We start from the raw sequence: 14349 nt of genomic DNA, 5'->3' as shown, positions 1-14349 counted from the left end.
GTCAGGAAGATAAGCCAGACGAAAATAGCCCTGCAAATAGACCGGCGATTATACGCACAAGTCACCTGGGAGACCGCGATGCTGGAACAGGCTCGTTATGATTGTCCCTATTGTGGGGAGGAAGTAGAGACATCCGTGGACTTGTCCGGCGGCGACCAGTCCTATATCGAGGACTGTCAGGTGTGTTGTCGACCGGTCACCTTTGTGCTGCAGGTCCACGGCGAGGAGTGGCACCTCGAGGTCTTCAGCGAAAACGAATGATGGGGCGCCCATGCAACGAATCTACGAGCTGGACAACCTGATGGAAGGCGAGTTGCTGCAAGGCATGCTCGCCAGTGAAGGCATCACGGCGCATCTGGTGGGGCGTGATCTGGTGGGCGGTGCGGGGGAGTTGCCCATGCAGGGCCTGTTGGGGCTGACGGTGGAAGACGAACAGGCGCAATACGCCCGGGAGTTGATCGCGGCGTACAATGCCGCGCTGCCGCTGCCCGGCGATGAACCGGACAGCTACCCCGGCACGCTGGTCTGTTAGGCTGGCGGCCGTTCGTTCGATCAAGAGTCGTGTTGCCCCATGTGTGGACGTTATGCCCTGTTTCGCTGGAACCCCACCTTTGCGGCCCTGCCCGGTTTTCCCGCCGATCAGAAGGCCCAATGGAATATTTCGCCCAACGATTCGGTGCTGATCCTGCGGGCCGGCGCCGAGGGCCAGCGCGAACTGGCCCGGGCGCGCTGGGGCCTGACGCCGCCGTGGCTGACCGACCTGTCCCGCACCCCGGCCCACGCCCGGGCCGAAACCGTGGCCGAGCAACCGATGTTTCGCGAGGCCTTGCGCCTGCGCCGCTGCCTGCTCCCAGCCAATGGTTTCTACGAGTGGCGCGGCGGCACGCGCAAGCGTCCGTACTGGCTGACGCCGGGGGAGGGCTCGTCATTGTTTTTTGCCGCGATCTGGGAAGCGTATCCGGTGCAGGAACAGGTGTGGCTGAGCACGGCCGTCATCACCCAGCCGGCGGCGGGCCAGCGCCGGCCGCTGATCCTGGACGAAGAAGGCCAGCGTCTGTGGCTCGATCCCGAGACACCGCTGCATGCCTTGCAGGGGCTGCTGGCAAGCGAGCCGGCGCCACTGCGCGAGCGGGTATTGGCCAATATGGTCAACGATCCGAAGCTCAATGGGCCTGAGTGCTTGACCCCGGCTTGAGCGTTGCGGTGATTGTGCCGGCCTCATCGCGAGCAAGCTCGCTCCCACATTGGATTACAGGTGTATTCAAATTTCTCGTACACCCACCATCCCCTGTGGGAGCGGGCTTGCTCGCGAAAGGGGCATGACATCCAACATTCATGCAAGCTGACCCACCGCTTTCGCGAGCAAGCCCGCTCCCACAATAGGTTGCGGGCGTTCACAAAAAATGTGTTCACCGTCTATCCCCTGTGGGGTTACTCGTGATGCGGTTCGCCCAGGAAGGTCAGCGAAGTGAACACGCCACGGGTCGCTACGTCCTTGTTGTCCTTGAGGGCAATTTCCATCTGCGCCGCGATCACATTCAAGCCCTCGTTGCGCACCAGTACCTTGGCTCGGCCTTCGGCATCGGTTTCAGTCGACACGGTGCTCGGCGTGCTGCGGTAGTCGCCCACCAGTTTCACACCGGCCGCCGGTTTGCCATCCAGCAGTACCCGGACCGGCAATGACTGGCCCGGGCCCACGGTCAACGGGTCGACTTCCGGCAGGATCACGAACTTGATCGGCGCAAGCGCTGGCAGTTTCGCCCCCGGCTCATAGATCGCCAGGCTGTATTTGAACGTCTGGGTCGACTCGATCGCCCCGGGCACTTTGCTGCGGCCTTCGTTGATCCACTTCTTGTCGGCCGTCTGGGACCACATGCCATTGTCCAGCGCCACGGCCAGCACCGCTGGCGGCTTGAGCGGTTGCAGGCGGGCGTGGTCCGGCAGGCGTTCTACGGTGACCGGGATCATCTTGCCGCCCAGGTCATAGGCCCAGGCACCGCTGATTTTCTGCGCCTTGAAGGCATTGTCTTCGGCGCCGTGGCCGTAGATCACTTCGATGTTGCCGCGACGTTGTTCGGTCCACAGGCCATGGGCCGAAACTTGTGTCGCCAGGAGCAAGCCGAGAAGGGCGAGTGTCTTGGGGTGTTTCATGGAGATTTTCCTTTTACAGAGCGAGGGTGAGGCTGACGGTGAAGTTGCGCGGCGCGCCGGGGGTGACCCAGTAGTTGCTGTAGGCGCGCTCGTAGTATTTTTCGTCGAAGACGTTGTTCAGGTTCAGACCCACGGTGACGTCGTCGCTGGCCTTGTAATGGGCCAGCAGGTCCACGGTGTGGTAGGCCGGCAGTTCGAAAGCCTTGCCGGCTTCCCCCGAGCGATCGCCAACGTAAGTGAACGCCGCGCCGACGTCCGAACCGCGCAGGTGCCCGTTCTGGAATTCGTAGACCCCCAGCAGGCTGCCGCTGTGTTTGGCGACGCCAAGGATCCGGCTGCCTGTGGGAATGGTTTCGTCACCCTGGGTCACTTCGGCATCGATGTAGGCGTAGGCGCCGATCACCCGTACGGCGTCGGTCACCTGCCCGGTCAGCTGCAGGTCGATGCCCTGGCTGCGGGCCTTGCCGATGGCGCGGCTGAAGTCGGTCCCGGCGACCGGGCTCAGGACGTTTTCCTTCTCGATATGGAACGCCGCCAGGGTGGTGCTCAGGCGCTCGTCGAACCACTCGCTCTTGATCCCCACTTCATAGCCGACGCCTTCCTCGGGATCGAAGGTGTTGCCGCCGGCATCCACCCCGTTGTTGGGTTTGAACGAGGTGGATGCGTTGGCGAACAGCCCGACGTCGGGGGTCAGTTGATACAGTAGGCCGGCTCGCTGCGTCAGGGCGTCGTGGCGCTGGCGGCTGGTTTTACTGCGGGTGTGATCGTCGATGCTTTGCTCGAAATGGTCGTAGCGCACGCCGATCATGCCCCGCAGCTTGTCGGTGAAGACGATCTGGTCCTGAAGGTTCAGCGCGCGGCTTTGCACATGTTCGAAGAAGTCTGTGCCGGAGGGCGTGCCAGTGGGTTTTGGCTGGCCGTAGACCGGCTGATAGATGTCGATAGGGTAAGCGCCGGCGATGTTGGCCACGCGCTCGTTCTTGCGGTAGTCCTCGTATTCGCTGCCGATGAGCAGTTCGTGCTGCCAGGGGCCGAGGTCGAACAGGCCGCGCAATTCCAGTTGGGTGATGCTGTCGTGCCAATTGTTGTCGCGCTCGCGATAGCGACGATTCACCGTGTGGCCATCGGGGTTGAGCGGACGCGCTTCGGAGGCGAACCCCCAAAGTTCACCTTGTTTGTAGTGGCTGGCCAGGCGCAATTGCCAGGTGTCATTGAGCTGATGTTCGAGGGCGGCCTGGAGCATGTTGTTGTGATTGTCGATGTCGCCGTCGTTGGGTTCGCCCAGGAAAGTCGAGCGGGAAACGCCGCTCCAGCGATTGTTCGGGGCGACGATGCCCCGGTCGAACGTCGAGCTGTGGCGCACGATTTCGCTTTCCACCAGCAACCGGGTGTCGGGGTTCAACTGCCAACTGATGGAAGGTGCGACGAAGACGCGCTTGCTGTCGACGTGATCGCGAAAGCTGTGGTTGTCCTCGACCGCCAGGTTGACCCGCGACAGCACTTGGCCTTCGGCGTCCAGTGGTGTGTTGACGTCCAGTGCGGTGCGGTAGCGATCCCAACTGCCGGCGCTGGTCTGCAGCGTCGTGAAGGCTTCCGGTTGCGGTTTCTTGGTGACAATGTTCACCGTACCGCCGGGGTCGCCCCGGCCATACAGGCTGGCGGCCGGGCCCTTGAGCACTTCGATGCGTTCGATGTTCGCGGCGTCCGGCGTGCTCGGATAACCGCGGTTGGCGCTGAAACCGTCCTTGTAGAACTCTGAAGTGGTGAAACCGCGCACGCTGTATTCGTAGAGCGTCAGGCCGCCGAAGTTGTTCTGCTTCGATACACCGCCGGCGTATTCCAATGCCCGTTCGACGCTGGTGCTGCCCAGGTCCTTGAGCACGCTGGCGGGAATCACGCTGATCGATTGCGGGATGTCGCGCAGGGCCGTGTCGGTTTTGGTTGCACTGGCGGAGCGGGTCGCGCGATAACCCGTGACAGGCCCGGTGGCGGATTCGTAGTCGGACGTCACGGTGATGGCGTCCAGCTCCAGGGGCTGGATTTCTTCGGCGTAGGCCGGATCGCCCAGCAGGCCCAGGGCGAGACTGGCGAGGGAGATCCGTTTCAGGGATGACATGTTATGTTGTTCCAATTTTTAGTATTGAAACAATATAACACTACTAATGAGAATTTATGCTATCTAAGTTTTCAAGTGGAATCTGGATAGGTTTGCCAGGTGGATCACACTGGCGGTGCAGGTAGGAATCTGTGTGGCGAGGGGATTTATTCCCGTTCGGCTGCGCAGCAGCCGTAGACCAGTGGGTGCGGTTCGTCAGGTGGACCGCGGTGGCTGATTTTGGGGTTGCTGCGCAACCCAGCGGGGATAAATCCCCTCGCCACAAGTTTTTTCAGGCCCCAGGATGTGCCCCGCGGCTACTGCTCTTCCTTGAGCACTACCGGCGCCGGCGGTGGACGCAGGCCGATTTCAGCGGTGAGCTTGAGTTCCTTGCCATTGCGCATGACCTGGATCGTCACCTTGTCGGTGGGCTTGATCCGCGCCACCTGGTTCATCGAGCGGCGGCCATCGCCGGCCGGTTCGCCATCGATGCTCAGGATCACATCGCCCAGTTGCAGGCCGGCCTTCTGCGCCGGGCCGTCGCGGAAAATCCCCGCCACCACGATGCCGGGCCGCCCAGACAAGCCAAAGGACTCGGCCAACTCCTGGGTCAGCGGCTGGACTTCAATCCCCAGCCAGCCACGGATCACCTGGCCGTGTTCGATGATGGACTTCATCACCTCCATCGCCAGCTTCACCGGAATGGCGAAACCGATGCCCTGGCTGCCACCGGACTTGGAGAAGATCGCCGTATTGATCCCGGTGAGGTTGCCGTTGGCATCCACCAGCGCGCCGCCGGAGTTGCCGGGGTTGATCGCGGCGTCGGTCTGGATGAAGTCCTCGTAATTGTTCAGGCCCAACTGATTGCGCCCGGTGGCGCTGATGATGCCCATGGTCACGGTCTGGCCTACACCGAACGGGTTGCCGATGGCCAGGGTCACGTCGCCGATGCGGATACTGTCGGAGCGGCCGATGGTGATGGCCGGCAGGTTCTTGAGGTCGATCTTCAGCACCGCGAGGTCGGTTTCCGGGTCGCTGCCGATTACCCGGGCCAGGGTTTCACGGCCATCCTTGAGGGCTACCACGATCTGGTCGGCACCGCTGGTGACGTGGTTGTTGGTTAGGATGTAGCCTTCCGGACTCATGATCACGCCCGACCCCAGGCTCGACTCCATGCGCTTCTGCTTGGGCGAGTTGTCGCCAAAGAAGCGTCGGAACTGCGGGTCTTCGAACAGCGGATGGCTGGGTTTGTTGATGACCTTGGTGGTGTACAGGTTCACCACGGCCGGCGCGGCGGTGGTCACGGCGTCGGCATAGGACACCGGCCCCTGTTGCACCATCTTGGTCTGCGGCGCCTGCTGCAGGTTGACGTCGAGGCTGGGCAGGCCCACCCACTCCGGGTAGCGCTGGATAATCAGTAGAGCGACAAGCACGCCGGCCAATAGCGGCCAGCCGGAAAAACGCAGCGCCTTGAGCATTAAGCACGTCCTACAAAGGTTGCAGGCGGTATGAGACCGCCCATAATGTCGCGCATTATACGAGGCCGCGCGCGCCTCTGAACGGGATATTTAGGAGTCTTTTCATGGCCGTAGCCCTGAACACCCTGGTTGAAGAAGCGGACCGTTACCTGGCAAGCAGCCGGATCGCCGATTATTGCCCCAACGGCCTGCAGGTCGAAGGCGCGCCCCAGGTGATGCGCATCGTCAGTGGCGTCACCGCCAGCCAGGCCTTGCTCGATGCTGCCGTCGAGGCTCAGGCCGACCTGTTGCTGGTGCATCACGGTTATTTCTGGAAGGGCGAGAACCCGTGTATCACCGGCATGAAACAGCGTCGCCTCAAGACGTTGCTCAAGCATGACATCAGCCTGTTGGCTTATCACTTGCCCTTGGACCTGCACCCCGAGGTGGGCAATAACGTGCAACTGGCCCGCCAGTTGGACATCACCGTCGAGGGACCGCTCGATCCGGATAACCCCAAGGTTGTCGGCCTGGTCGGCTCCCTCTCAGAGCCGATGACGGCGCGGGATTTCGCGCGCAAGGTCCAGGAAGCCCTGGGCCGCGAGCCCTTGCTGATCGAAGGCGAGCAGATGATCCGCCGGGTCGGCTGGTGCACCGGCGGCGGCCAGGGGTACATCGATCAGGCGGTGCTGGCCGGTGTCGACCTGTACCTCAGCGGCGAGGCGTCGGAGCAGACGTTCCACAGCGCGCGGGAAAACGGCATCAGCTTCATCGCCGCCGGGCATCATGCGACTGAACGTTATGGCGTCCAGGCGCTGGGTGACTACCTGGCGCGACGGTTTGCCCTGGAACACATCTTCATCGATTGCCCGAATCCGATTTGACGGTTCATAACCCCTGTGGGAGCGAGCTTGCTCGCGATAGCGGCGGATCAGTCAACCTCAATGCTGACTGATACACTGCTATCGCGAGCAAGCTCGCTCCCACAAAAAAACTGTTGCAACGCCCGAACCACCAGGCATATCCATATGCTGTTTCGATCTAGTTGGCGCCCTGATTAGAAGAGGTCGCTGTGCTAGGATTCCCCGCTCGAACACGGCCCGCTGGCCGTTCATAAGAAAGTTTTCGTGAGTAGCCATGGTCGACAAACTGACGCATCTGAAACAGCTGGAGGCGGAAAGCATCCACATCATCCGCGAGGTGGCCGCCGAGTTCGATAACCCGGTGATGCTGTACTCCATCGGTAAAGACTCCGCCGTGATGCTGCACCTGGCACGCAAGGCGTTCTTCCCCGGCAAGCTGCCGTTTCCGGTGATGCACGTCGACACCCGCTGGAAATTCCAGGAGATGTACAAGTTCCGCGACCGCATGGTCGAGGAGCTGGGCCTGGACCTGATCACTCACGTGAACCCGGATGGCGTGGCGCAAGGCATCAACCCGTTCACCCACGGCAGTGCCAAGCACACCGACATCATGAAGACCGAAGGCCTCAAGCAGGCCTTGGACAAATATGGTTTCGACGCCGCGTTCGGCGGTGCCCGTCGCGATGAAGAGAAATCCCGCGCCAAGGAGCGCGTGTACTCGTTCCGTGACAGCAAGCACCGCTGGGACCCGAAGAACCAGCGTCCGGAGCTGTGGAACGTCTACAACGGCAAGGTCAACAAGGGCGAGTCGATCCGCGTATTCCCGCTGTCGAACTGGACCGAGCTGGACATCTGGCAGTACATCTACCTCGAAGGCATCCCGATCGTGCCGCTGTACTTCGCCGCCGAGCGTGAAGTGATCGAGAAGAATGGCACGCTGATCATGATCGACGACGAGCGCATCCTCGAGCACCTGTCCGACGAAGACAAGGCCCGCATCGTCAAGAAGAAAGTGCGTTTCCGTACCCTTGGCTGCTACCCGTTGACGGGCGCGGTGGAGTCCGAGGCCGAGAGCCTGACGGACATCATCCAGGAAATGCTCCTGACGCGAACTTCCGAGCGCCAGGGCCGGGTCATCGACCACGATGGCGCAGGCTCGATGGAAGATAAAAAACGTCAAGGTTATTTCTAAGGGGCTGTCATGTCGCATCAATCTGATTTGATCAGCGAGGACATCCTCGCCTACCTGGGCCAGCACGAGCGTAAAGAGCTGCTGCGCTTCTTGACCTGCGGCAACGTCGACGATGGCAAGAGCACCCTGATCGGGCGCCTGCTGCACGACTCCAAGATGATCTACGAGGATCACCTGGAAGCCATCACCCGCGATTCGAAGAAAGTGGGCACCACCGGTGACGATATCGACCTGGCGTTGCTGGTCGACGGCCTGCAGGCCGAGCGTGAGCAAGGCATCACCATCGATGTCGCCTACCGCTATTTCTCCACCGCCAAGCGCAAGTTCATCATCGCCGATACCCCCGGCCATGAGCAGTACACCCGCAACATGGCCACCGGTGCCTCCACCTGTGACCTGGCGATCATCCTGGTGGACGCCCGCTACGGCGTGCAGACCCAGACCCGTCGCCACAGCTTCATCGCCTCGTTGCTGGGCATCAAGCACATCGTCGTGGCCATCAACAAGATGGACCTCAAGGACTTCGACCAGGGCGTGTTCGAGTCGATCAAGGCCGACTACCTGAAGTTCGCCGAAGGCTTGAAGATGAAGCCCACCAGCATGCACTTCGTGCCGATGTCCGCCCTCAAGGGCGACAACGTGGTGAACAAGTCCGAGCGTTCGCCGTGGTACACCGGCCAGTCGCTGATGGAAATCCTCGAGACCGTGGAAGTGGCGGGCGACCGTAACTTCACCGACCTGCGGTTCCCGGTACAGTACGTCAACCGTCCGAACCTGAACTTCCGCGGTTTCGCCGGCACCCTCGCCAGCGGCATCGTGCACAAGGGCGACGAAGTGGTGGTGCTGCCGTCGGGCAAGAGCAGCCGCGTGAAGTCCATCGTCACCTTCGAAGGCGAGCTGGAGCACGCCGGTCCAGGCCAGGCGGTGACGCTGACCATGGAAGACGAAATCGACATCTCCCGGGGCGACCTGCTGGTGCATGCCGACAACGTGCCGCCGGTCACCGACAGCTTCGAAGCGATGCTGGTGTGGATGGCCGAAGAGCCAATGCTGCCGGGCAAGAAATACGACATCAAGCGCGCCACCAGCTACGTGCCGGGCTCGATTGCCAGCATCGTCAACAAGGTGGATGTGAACACCCTTGAAGAAGGCCCGGCCAGCGCGTTGCAACTTAACGAAATCGGCCAGGTGAAGATCGCCCTGGATGCGCCGATCGCCCTGGACGGTTACGAGAGCAACCGCACCACCGGCGCGTTCATCGTCATCGATCGCCTGACCAACGGCACCGTCGGTGCCGGCATGATCGTCGCCCAGCCGCTGGCCCACGGCAGCAGCACGCACCATGGCAAGCTGGCCCATGTGTCGGTGGAAGAGCGCGCCCAGCGTTTCGGCCAGCAACCGGCCACGGTCTTGTTCAGTGGCCTGTCGGGCGCTGGCAAAAGCACGCTGGCTTATGCGGTGGAGCGCAAGTTGTTCGACTCGGGCCGTGCGGTCTTTGTCCTCGATGGCCAGAACCTGCGTCACGACCTGAACAAAGGCTTGCCTCAGGATCGCGCCGGGCGGACCGAGAACTGGCGCCGTGCGGCCCATGTCGCCCGTCAGTTCAACGAAGCTGGCCTGCTGACCCTCGCCGCGTTCGTTGCGCCGAGCGCCGAAGGGCGTGAGCAGGCCAAGGACCTCATCGGTCGTGAGCGTCTGCTGACGGTCTACGTCCAGGCTTCGCCAACGGTGTGTGCCCAACGTGATCCGCAAGGGCTGTACGCGGCGGCTGGCGACAACATCCCGGGCGAATCCTTCCCGTATGACGTGCCCCTGGACGCCGACCTGGTGATCGACACCCAGGCGCTGACCCTGGAAGAGAGCGTCAAGCAGGTGCTGGATCTGCTGCGCAAGCGTGGGGCGATCTAAGGCAGGTCGCTGTAACTAAAAGCCCGCAGATGAGTGATCATCTGCGGGCTTTTTTTGTTGTCTGGAGGGACGCTATCGCGAGCAAGCTCGCTCCCACAGGGGATTGTCAGTGAATACAGAGTCGGCGTTCACACCGATCCCTGTGGGAGCGAGCTTGCTCGCGATGAGGCCAGTGCAGCCACCTCAAGACTTGGCGGGATGTTCCCGGTGCATTTGTTCGAGCAACGCATCCTTGTCCTGCCACAACTGGTTGATCCAGCCCTGGAACTCCAGGCGATACACGCCGTCCTGATCGTAGTTCTTGCCAATGAACTGTGGCGGGATCTGCAATTCCTGGAAATGCACCACCACCTCCCCAACGTTGCCGCAGAGCAAATCCCAATACCCCGGGCGGCCGCCCGGATAATGAATGGTCACGTTGATGATCGATTCCAGCTGCTCACCCATGGCATCGAGTACAAACGCGATGCCGCCGGCCTTGGGCTTGAGCAGGTAGCGAAACGGTGACTGCTGCTGGGCATGCTTGCCTTCGGTAAAGCGCGTGCCTTCGACGAAATTGAAAATGCCCACGGGGTTGTTGCGAAACTTCGCACAGGTCTTGCGGGTGGTTTCCAGGTCCTTGCCTTTCTTTTCCGGGTGCTTTTCCAGGTAAGCCTTGGAATAGCGTTTCATGAACGGGAAGCCCAGGGCCCACCAGGCCAGGCCAATCACCGGCACCCAGATCAGCTCCTGCTTGAGAAAGAACTTCAGCGGCCGGATGCGTCGGTTCAGCACGTACTGCAGGACCATGATGTCGACCCAGCTCTGGTGATTGCTGGTAATCAGGTACGAGTGCTGGTAGTCCAGGCCCTTCAGGCCGCTGAGGTGCCAGCGGGTACGGCGCAGCAAATTCATCCAGGCCTTGTTGTTGCTGATCCAGGCTTCATGGATGTGGCTCATCAACCAGTCGGTGAAACGCTGGGCGGTGGGGAAGGGCAGCAACAGCTTGAAAATCGCCACGATGAACAGCGGTGTGCAGCAGGCGAGGGTGTTCAGCGCCAACAGCAGCGAGGCAATGACGCCGCGCAAGGGGGCAGGCAGGAAGTCCAGCATTTAAATGTCCAAAGGTCGGTTGGCGGCTTGGATCGCGGTCAGGGCGATGGTGTACACGATGTCATCGACCTGGGCGCCGCGGGGCAAGTCATTCACCGGTTTGCGCAAGCCTTGCAGCATCGGCCCGAGGCTGACGCAATCGGCGCTGCGTTGCACGGCCTTGTGGGTGGTGTTGCCGGTGTTGAGATCCGGGAAGATGAAGACCGTGGCTCGGCCCGCCACCTGGCTGTTGGGGGCCAATTGCCGGGCGACGGTTTCGTTGGCGGCGGCGTCGTATTGCAGCGGGCCATCGATCAATAGGCCGTGCTGGGCTTCGTGGGCGAGCAGGGTGGCTTCGCGGACTTTCTCCACTTCTTCGCCACTGGCCGACTCGCCGCTGGAGTAGCTGAGCATCGCCACACGCGGCGTGATGCCGAACGCCGCGGCCGAGTCGGCGCTTTGCAGGGCAATCTCGGCCAGTTCCGTCGCGCTGGGGTGCGGGTTCATCACACAGTCGCCGTAGACCAGCACTTCCTCGGGGAACAGCATGAAAAACACCGAGGACACCAGGGAGCAGCCCGGGGCGGTCTTGATCAGTTGCAACGCCGGGCGGATGGTGTTGGCGGTGGAGTGGATGACGCCGGACACCAGCCCGTCCACTTCATCCAGGGCCAGCATCATGGTGCCGATGACCACGGTGTCTTCCAGTTGCTGCTCGGCCATCGGCGCGTTCAGGCTTTTGCTCTTGCGCAGCCGCACCATTGGCTCGACGTAACGCTCGCGAATCGAATCCGGGTCGAGAATTTCCAGCCCCGGTGGCAGCTCGATGCCTTGGGCGCGGGCCACCGCTTCGACGTCGGCCGGTTTTGCCAGCAGCACGCAGCGGGCGATGCCCCGGGCCTGGCAAATGGCGGCGGCCTGGACGGTCAACGGTTCGCTGCCCTCGGGCAGCACGATGCGTTTGTTGGCGGCCTGGGCGCGCTGGATCAACTGATAGCGGAACACCGCCGGCGACAGGCGCATTTCCCGCGGTGTGCCGCAGCGCTGGTGCAGCCATTGGGCGTCCAGGTGGCTGGCGACAAAATCGGTGATGATCTCCGCACGTTCGCGGTCATCGATGGGGATTTCCTTGTTCAAGCCGTTGAGCTGGTTGGCGGTGTCGTAGGAGCCGGTGCTCACCGACAACACCGGCAACCCGGCCTGCAAGGCGCCGCGGCACAGGTCCATGATGCGTGGGTCAGGCAAGGTGTCGCTGGTCAGCAGCAGGCCGGCCAGCGGCACGCCGTTGATCGCCGCCAGGCTCACGGCCAGGATGATGTCGTCGCGATCGCCGGGGGTCACCACCAGCACGCCGGGCTTGAGCAGTTCCACGGTGTTGCGCATGGTGCGGGCGCAAATGATGATGTTGCTCATGCGCCGGGTTTCGTAGTCGCCGGCATTGAGTACCTGGGCACCCATCAGGTCGGCTACGTCGCGGGTGCGCGGGGCATTGAGTTCGGGGCGGAACGGGATGCAACCGAGCAGGCGGAAATCGCCGCTGCGCAACAGGGGCGAGTGCTCCTTGAGCCGTGCGGAAAACGCTTCCATGCTTTCCTCGGTGCGGACCTTGTTCAGGATCACTCCGAGGACTTTCGGGTCTTTCGGCCCGCCGAACAGCTGTGCCTGCAGCTCAACCCGGCCGGACAGCTCGGTCAGCACTTCATTCTCCGGCGCCGACACCAGGATGACCTCGGCGTCCAGGCTCTTGGCCAGGTGCAGGTTGACCCGGGCGGCGTAGCTGGCGTTGCGGGTCGGGACCATGCCTTCGACCACCAGCACGTCCTTGCCAATGGCCGCCTGCTGGTAAAGGGTGATGATTTCTTCCAGCAGCTCATCGAGCTGGCCGTCGCCGAGCATGCGCTCCACGTGGGCCAGGCCCAGGGGTTGCGGGGGCTTGAGGCCATGGGTGCGGGCCACCAGCTCGGTGGAGCGCTCCGGCCCGGTGTCGCCGGGATGCGGCTGGGCAATGGGTTTGAAAAAGCCGACTTTCAGTCCGGCCCGTTCAAGGGTGCGCACCAGCCCGAGGCTGATGGAGGTCAGACCCACACCAAAATCGGTGGGCGCGATAAAAAAAGTTTGCATGCGGATTCTCTAAAGGAGCATGGCTAGGATGTCCTGTATTTACGATGCAGGACACCAGGGCGCGGCCTATGTTGGCCGTCTACCGTCAAATTCAGTCGCCAAGGTTATCGCTAACCGGGCCTTGAGCGCACCAGCCGCAATCAAAGGGCTGGCCTATTTTTTCAATACGTTGCGCAGGGTCCAGTACCCAGGCCCGGGACTGCCAGGGTGGCTGGTGGCGCAGGTGTTGGGTATGGCCACAGGAAAGCTCGGCCACCCAGTGCCCGTCCTCATCCTGGTGGAAACCGCTGACCGTCGGTCTGGCCGCGCAAGTCCGTTTGTCCGGGTTCCGTTCGCTTTCGGGCAAATCCTTGTTTAGACTTGTCCGTTCTTCATTCTTATGCAAAAGGTCTCGCCCCATGCTGATCGCCGCCAATAAGGCTGTCTCCATCGACTATACCCTGACCAACGACGCTGGTGAGGTCATCGACAGCTCTGCCGGCGGCGCTCCGCTGGTCTACCTGCATGGCGCAGGCAACATCATCCCGGGCTTGGAAAAAGCCCTGGAAGGCAAAGCGGTCGGTGACGACCTGAACGTGAGCGTCGAGCCGGAAGACGCTTACGGTGAATACTCCGCCGAACTGGTCAGCACCCTGAGCCGCAGCATGTTCGAAGGCGTGGATGAGCTGGAAGTGGGCATGCAGTTCCACGCCTCGGCGCCCGATGGCCAGATGCAGATCGTCACCATTCGCGACCTGGAAGGCGACGACGTCACCGTTGATGGCAACCACCCGTTGGCCGGCCAGCGCCTGAACTTCAAGGTCAAGATCGTCGATATCCGTGACGCCAGCCAGGAAGAAGTCGCCCATGGTCACGTCCATGGTGAAGGCGGCCATCACCACTGATTTGTGCGCTAAGCTCAAGTTGACTGGAGAGGCGCCTTATGGCGCCTTTTTAGTCGCTTGCTGTTAGCATCGCCCATGGCTGTTTCAAAAGATCCGCAAACCCTGGAGTTCGTCATGAGTGCTTTCCACGACCTTAAACTCAAAGCCCTGGATGGGCAGGAGCTTGCTCTGGCGCCGTTCAAGGGGCAAGTCGTGCTGGTGGTCAACGTCGCCTCCAAATGTGGCCTGACGCCTCAATACACAGCGCTGGAAAACCTCTATCAGCAATACAAGGACAAGGGGTTCAGTGTGCTGGGCCTGCCCTGCAATCAGTTCGCCGGGCAAGAGCCGGGGACCGAGCAGGAGATCCAGGCGTTCTGCAGCCTCAACTATGGCGTGACGTTCCCGCTGTCCAGCAAGCTGGACGTGAACGGTCATGATCGTCACCAGTTGTACCGCCTGCTGGCGGGCGAGGGGGCCGAGTTTCCAGGGGACATTACCTGGAACTTCGAAAAATTCCTGCTCGGCAAGGACGGTCGGGTGCTGGCGCGTTTCTCACCGCGTACGACGCCGGATGACCCTTCCGTGATCCAGGCGATCGAAAAAGCACTGGGCTGAAAGCCAGGCA

General features: G+C 61.8%; 14 protein-coding genes. 8 read left to right on the top strand and 6 right to left on the bottom strand.

What is annotated here, in order from left to right; genetic code table 11:
* The first annotated feature begins 78 nt into the window (after nt 1–78).
* Genes ACMTA2_RS27465 through ACMTA2_RS27455 form a run of 3 tightly spaced genes read left to right on the top strand, consistent with a single transcriptional unit; the run spans nt 79 to nt 1195 of the window.
* Nucleotides 79–261, top strand: coding sequence for a CPXCG motif-containing cysteine-rich protein (locus tag ACMTA2_RS27465; protein ID WP_413792603.1), 183 nt, complete (start codon nt 79–81; stop codon nt 259–261).
* Nucleotides 262–271: 10 nt separating this feature from the next.
* Nucleotides 272–532 carry a putative signal transducing protein gene (locus tag ACMTA2_RS27460; protein WP_413792602.1) on the top strand — a complete coding sequence of 87 codons (261 nt, stop codon included), beginning with the start codon at nt 272–274 and terminating at the stop codon, nt 530–532.
* Nucleotides 533–571: 39 nt separating this feature from the next.
* The gene (locus ACMTA2_RS27455) at nt 572–1195 is read left to right on the top strand and encodes an SOS response-associated peptidase (RefSeq protein WP_046063546.1); all 624 of its coding nucleotides are present in this window, start codon (nt 572–574) and stop codon (nt 1193–1195) included.
* Between the two features lie 236 nt (nt 1196–1431).
* On the opposite strand, the gene ACMTA2_RS27450 is transcribed toward ACMTA2_RS27455, so the two are convergent.
* The 3 genes from ACMTA2_RS27450 to algW form a co-directional block, all read right to left on the bottom strand.
* Nucleotides 1432–2151: a DUF4198 domain-containing protein gene (locus tag ACMTA2_RS27450; protein ID WP_413792601.1), complete on the bottom strand. Its 720-nt coding sequence runs from the start codon at nt 2149–2151 to the stop codon at nt 1432–1434.
* A 13-nt stretch (nt 2152–2164) separates the two neighbouring features.
* Complete coding sequence (locus ACMTA2_RS27445; protein ID WP_413792600.1) at nt 2165–4267, bottom strand: TonB-dependent siderophore receptor; 2103 nt, start codon at nt 4265–4267, stop codon at nt 2165–2167.
* Nucleotides 4268–4563: 296 nt separating this feature from the next.
* Complete coding sequence (gene algW / locus ACMTA2_RS27440; RefSeq protein ID WP_413792599.1) at nt 4564–5724, bottom strand: Do family serine endopeptidase AlgW; 1161 nt, start codon at nt 5722–5724, stop codon at nt 4564–4566.
* A gap of 104 nt (nt 5725–5828) precedes the next feature.
* On the opposite strand from algW, the gene ACMTA2_RS27435 reads away from it, so the two are divergent.
* The 3 genes from ACMTA2_RS27435 to cysN all read left to right on the top strand — a co-directional run bounded on the left by ACMTA2_RS27435 (nt 5829) and on the right by cysN (nt 9666).
* Nucleotides 5829–6587: a Nif3-like dinuclear metal center hexameric protein gene (locus ACMTA2_RS27435; RefSeq protein ID WP_413792598.1), complete on the top strand. Its 759-nt coding sequence runs from the start codon at nt 5829–5831 to the stop codon at nt 6585–6587.
* A gap of 253 nt (nt 6588–6840) precedes the next feature.
* A complete protein-coding gene (cysD, locus tag ACMTA2_RS27430) occupies nt 6841–7758 on the top strand; it encodes a sulfate adenylyltransferase subunit CysD (RefSeq protein ID WP_003178041.1) in 918 nt (305 codons plus the stop codon).
* A 9-nt stretch (nt 7759–7767) separates the two neighbouring features.
* The gene (gene cysN, locus ACMTA2_RS27425) at nt 7768–9666 is read left to right on the top strand and encodes a sulfate adenylyltransferase subunit CysN (RefSeq protein ID WP_413792597.1); all 1899 of its coding nucleotides are present in this window, start codon (nt 7768–7770) and stop codon (nt 9664–9666) included.
* Nucleotides 9667–9849: 183 nt separating this feature from the next.
* Here the strand turns inward: cysN and yihG are convergent, their stop codons facing one another.
* The 3 genes from yihG to ACMTA2_RS27410 form a co-directional block, all read right to left on the bottom strand.
* Nucleotides 9850–10758 carry a 1-acylglycerol-3-phosphate O-acyltransferase, YihG family gene (gene yihG / locus ACMTA2_RS27420; protein ID WP_413792596.1) on the bottom strand — a complete coding sequence of 303 codons (909 nt, stop codon included), beginning with the start codon at nt 10756–10758 and terminating at the stop codon, nt 9850–9852.
* Nucleotides 10759–12858 (bottom strand): phosphate acetyltransferase, encoded by a 2100-nt coding sequence (gene pta, locus ACMTA2_RS27415; protein ID WP_413792595.1) that lies wholly within the window; start codon nt 12856–12858, stop codon nt 10759–10761.
* Nucleotides 12859–12949: 91 nt separating this feature from the next.
* Nucleotides 12950–13288 (bottom strand): DUF3565 domain-containing protein, encoded by a 339-nt coding sequence (locus ACMTA2_RS27410; protein ID WP_413792594.1) that lies wholly within the window; start codon nt 13286–13288, stop codon nt 12950–12952.
* Between ACMTA2_RS27410 and ACMTA2_RS27405 the strand changes: the two genes are divergently transcribed.
* Nucleotides 13257–13742: an FKBP-type peptidyl-prolyl cis-trans isomerase gene (locus tag ACMTA2_RS27405; RefSeq protein ID WP_413792593.1), complete on the top strand. Its 486-nt coding sequence runs from the start codon at nt 13257–13259 to the stop codon at nt 13740–13742. The two genes, ACMTA2_RS27410 and ACMTA2_RS27405, sit on opposite strands and share 32 nt — an antisense overlap.
* Before the next feature lie 114 nt (nt 13743–13856).
* Entirely contained in the window at nt 13857–14339 is a 483-nt protein-coding gene (locus ACMTA2_RS27400) for a glutathione peroxidase (RefSeq protein WP_413792592.1), read from the top strand.
* The last annotated feature ends 10 nt before the right edge of the window (nt 14340–14349 follow it).

Origin of the sequence: Pseudomonas medicaginis (genome assembly GCF_965119365.1) — a bacterium.
GTDB lineage: Bacteria > Pseudomonadota > Gammaproteobacteria > Pseudomonadales > Pseudomonadaceae > Aquipseudomonas.
This window is presented reverse-complemented; position numbering and strand designations above follow the sequence as displayed.

Bases quoted from the DNA above. Each gene is read 5' to 3' on its own strand.
- ACMTA2_RS27445 (WP_413792600.1), bottom strand. From the start codon at position 4,267: ATGTCATCCCTGAAACGGATCTCCCTCGCCAGTCTCGCCCTGGGCCTG.
- ACMTA2_RS27405 (WP_413792593.1), top strand. From the start codon at position 13,257: ATGCTGATCGCCGCCAATAAGGCTGTCTCCATCGACTATACCCTGACC.
- cysD (WP_003178041.1), top strand. From the start codon at position 6,841: ATGGTCGACAAACTGACGCATCTGAAACAGCTGGAGGCGGAAAGCATC.
- ACMTA2_RS27465 (WP_413792603.1), top strand. From the start codon at position 79: ATGCTGGAACAGGCTCGTTATGATTGTCCCTATTGTGGGGAGGAAGTA.
- ACMTA2_RS27435 (WP_413792598.1), top strand. From the start codon at position 5,829: ATGGCCGTAGCCCTGAACACCCTGGTTGAAGAAGCGGACCGTTACCTG.
- pta (WP_413792595.1), bottom strand. From the start codon at position 12,858: ATGCAAACTTTTTTTATCGCGCCCACCGATTTTGGTGTGGGTCTGACC.
- ACMTA2_RS27450 (WP_413792601.1), bottom strand. From the start codon at position 2,151: ATGAAACACCCCAAGACACTCGCCCTTCTCGGCTTGCTCCTGGCGACA.
- ACMTA2_RS27460 (WP_413792602.1), top strand. From the start codon at position 272: ATGCAACGAATCTACGAGCTGGACAACCTGATGGAAGGCGAGTTGCTG.
- cysN (WP_413792597.1), top strand. From the start codon at position 7,768: ATGTCGCATCAATCTGATTTGATCAGCGAGGACATCCTCGCCTACCTG.
- ACMTA2_RS27455 (WP_046063546.1), top strand. From the start codon at position 572: ATGTGTGGACGTTATGCCCTGTTTCGCTGGAACCCCACCTTTGCGGCC.
- ACMTA2_RS27400 (WP_413792592.1), top strand. From the start codon at position 13,857: ATGAGTGCTTTCCACGACCTTAAACTCAAAGCCCTGGATGGGCAGGAG.
- ACMTA2_RS27410 (WP_413792594.1), bottom strand. From the start codon at position 13,288: ATGGAGACAGCCTTATTGGCGGCGATCAGCATGGGGCGAGACCTTTTG.
- yihG (WP_413792596.1), bottom strand. From the start codon at position 10,758: ATGCTGGACTTCCTGCCTGCCCCCTTGCGCGGCGTCATTGCCTCGCTG.
- algW (WP_413792599.1), bottom strand. From the start codon at position 5,724: ATGCTCAAGGCGCTGCGTTTTTCCGGCTGGCCGCTATTGGCCGGCGTG.